The organism is Fundidesulfovibrio sp. (assembly GCF_058402725.1).
Window position 1 is genome coordinate 1 of sequence record NZ_JBZVFJ010000274.1, and the last position, 2,576, is coordinate 2,576.

At 63.5% G+C, this 2,576-nt stretch carries 4 protein-coding genes; 2 read left to right on the forward strand and 2 right to left on the reverse strand.

The features are described 5' to 3' along the window. Positions 1-181: 181 nt before the first annotated feature. Together ACV4UX_RS18580 and ACV4UX_RS18585 are read left to right on the forward strand one after the other, a co-directional pair. The gene (locus ACV4UX_RS18580; RefSeq protein WP_491594768.1) at positions 182-607 is read left to right on the forward strand and encodes a DUF5412 family protein; all 426 of its coding nucleotides are present in this window, start codon (positions 182-184) and stop codon (positions 605-607) included. A gap of 113 nt (positions 608-720) precedes the next feature. Next, on the forward strand, positions 721-897 hold the full coding sequence (locus tag ACV4UX_RS18585; protein ID WP_491594769.1) for a hypothetical protein: 177 nt from the start codon (positions 721-723) through the stop codon (positions 895-897). Positions 898-934: 37 nt separating this feature from the next. Here the strand turns inward: ACV4UX_RS18585 and ACV4UX_RS18590 are convergent, their stop codons facing one another. Both ACV4UX_RS18590 and ACV4UX_RS18595 read right to left on the reverse strand, forming a co-directional pair. Continuing rightward, the gene (locus ACV4UX_RS18590; protein WP_491594770.1) at positions 935-1,687 is read right to left on the reverse strand and encodes a hypothetical protein; all 753 of its coding nucleotides are present in this window, start codon (positions 1,685-1,687) and stop codon (positions 935-937) included. Positions 1,688-1,739: 52 nt separating this feature from the next. Further along, positions 1,740-2,576 (reverse strand): type VI secretion system domain-containing protein (locus tag ACV4UX_RS18595; RefSeq protein WP_491594771.1); only part of this gene is annotated, 837 nt, incomplete at its 5' end.

The window sequence follows — 2,576 nt, forward strand, 5'->3', positions numbered from 1 at the left end:
AATTACGAATAGTTGGAAGGTCTATTGAGGCGTTTTACCGTGCAGGGGTCTCAACTTTCACTAGGCCGAACAGGGCGAGGCTCGCATTGCGGGCCTTGCGCCCGTCAACAGCCCATGCTAAACAACCTCCATGCAATACATATAATATTATGCACCGCGCAAACGTCAGGCAGACACTTTCATGCGCAAAATATTAATTACTGCTGGCATTACAATATCGTTCGTCGTTATCTTTATCGCGATTTCACTGATTCTAATATCTATCAGGCTCGAGTCAGATTTCCATGAAGAACTGGTACTATCTACACCGTCACCAGACAACGTTTTCACGCTCACCATCAATAAGACTGACGGCGGAGCTACAACTTCCGTTGCACACACCGTATACCTCACTCGCAACCCAGTTTATTCAGAACAAGCTGAAATCGCCTGGTTTTACGGAGCGCATATCGACGGAGATTACGGCATCAAAGCGTCATGGATCGGTGAGCGCGAAATTAATGTTGAATATTCAAGCACCAAGAACTACCGCATTAACGACAACATGTTAGATTCACTTGGCATCAAACTTAGCCATGGAATGAAAAATACGCCTGCCAAACAGTAACACTCAACCCGCAGTGGAATTGACACCATACCAACACCTATGCGCCGCCTACTCGGCATGCCCTGTAGCCGCTCTGCATATCACTGAAAGTCATCTGTAAAATATAACTACCGTTGCATACCCGGAACAAGGTCTACTACCACCATGAGGGAACGGTGTACGGCACGCAGAAACGCCCCGACGGCTCCCCCCGCCTCTACTCCCTCTCGCCCCACGAGGACGAGGACATGTACGCCATCGCCAGGAAGCCGGGCAGGTCGGAGGGGACGGCGGTGGAATCGTTGATCTAATCCGACAGCGACATGCGGTGAAGCGAAGCCCACCCCCTCAGCGCCCGGCTTTCCCGGCGTGGTAGCGCAGCAGGGCCGCGTCGATCCTGCGGATCTCCTCCGCGTTCACATGGCCGCTGCACAGCAGGTGGCGTTCCTCGCCGTCGGGGGCGTCGCCGAAGGTGACGAGCGTGAGCCCGCCGTCGCGGAACTCCTCGCTGCGCAGAAGCTCCTCGGCCTCCTCGGGGGCGATGAACATGTACCCCGCCCGACCGGCGCGGATCATCCGGGCCATGGCCACGTTCTCCGCCGCGGTCTTCTCGATGCGCACCGCGGAGGCCGCGATGAGCGCGTCCAGCTCCTTGCCGTAGGAGTAGCTGTCCTTCATCAGCAGGAGCAGCGTGGGGTCGCCCAGGACCTCGCGCACGCTCATGCCCTGGCGGAAGCGCCGGTCGTGGGTGCGCGCGAGGGCCGCCACGGGCCTGTCCTTGTAGAGGGGCGCGGTGAACAGGCCGAGCTTTTCCCGCTCCGGGTTTCTGAACCAGCCCACCAGGCAGACCCTGCCAGGACTCTGCTCCAGCATGGCCAGCTGACGCCTGGCCGGGGTGAGCACCCATTTGTGGGGGATGTCTGCGGCCGTGAGGGCCTCTTCCGCCGGATCGGCGGTGAGTCCCCGCACGCGGCCGTCCGCGCCGGTGACCAGATAGGGCGGCCGCTCGTTGTAGAGCACCAGCAAGGGTTCCCCGGCCAGGGCCAGGGACCCTGTCAGCGCCAGAACCGCCATGCTGATGATCACCCGGTAGACGGTCATCTTCCCCTTCCTTGTCGTCGCGTTGCCGCCGAATCCCACGGCCGGGGCATCCCTACCCGCTTACGCGCATGGCCGCCGCCGGATTGATGCGCGCGATGCGCGAGAGCACCTGTCGCGCCCGGGCCTTGCCCTCGTCCGAGGCGTCGGAGGAGATCGCGTCGTAGGCGGCCAGAAGGGCGCGCAGGGCGGTGTCCGGCTCCCACTGTTCCAGCTTGTACTGTCCCACCAGCTCCAGAAGCTCGTCGATGGTGGGCGCGGCCAGGTCCGCCCGGCCGGACTGGGTGAGCAGCCCGGCCATGGCGATGAGCGCGTCGAAGCGCTCCCGGCCCGAACGCGACTGGCGCAGGGCCTCCTGGAGCGCCGTGACGGCCTCCACGAACTTCTTCTGGGCCGCCAGGCCCCGCGCCTCCTCCAGCACCCTGCCCAGGGGCGAATCCGAAGGCGCGACATCCAGCGCCTGGCCAGAACCGGGCGCGACGGACTTGAGCCAGGCCTTGGTCTCGGCGTCGGCGAAGGGCGTGCCGTCGGAGAAACTCAGGTTCTCGATGCCCTTGAGGCGCTGCGCGTAGAGCCCGGTCTGGGCCTTGAGGGCGTCCAGGGCGGGCGCGCCCTTGGCCCCCAGGGAATCCAGGGCCTGGGCGGCAAGCCGCGTAAGGTCCAGCCAGAAGAGATAGACCGGCACCTGGGACTCGGCCCGGCGCAGGGCCTCCTCGAACTGACGCCCGCTCAGCAGCTGCTGGATGGAGCTGCGGATGGACTCGTCTGGCGGCGGGATCAAGGTCTGTCCCTGGTCCGCCGGGGGCAGGCCGTCCACCTTGAGCCAGGCGCCCAGGCGGTTGAGGGTCACGGCGCGGGGATCGCCCGCATCGGCCGCCAGAAGCTCGGCCGC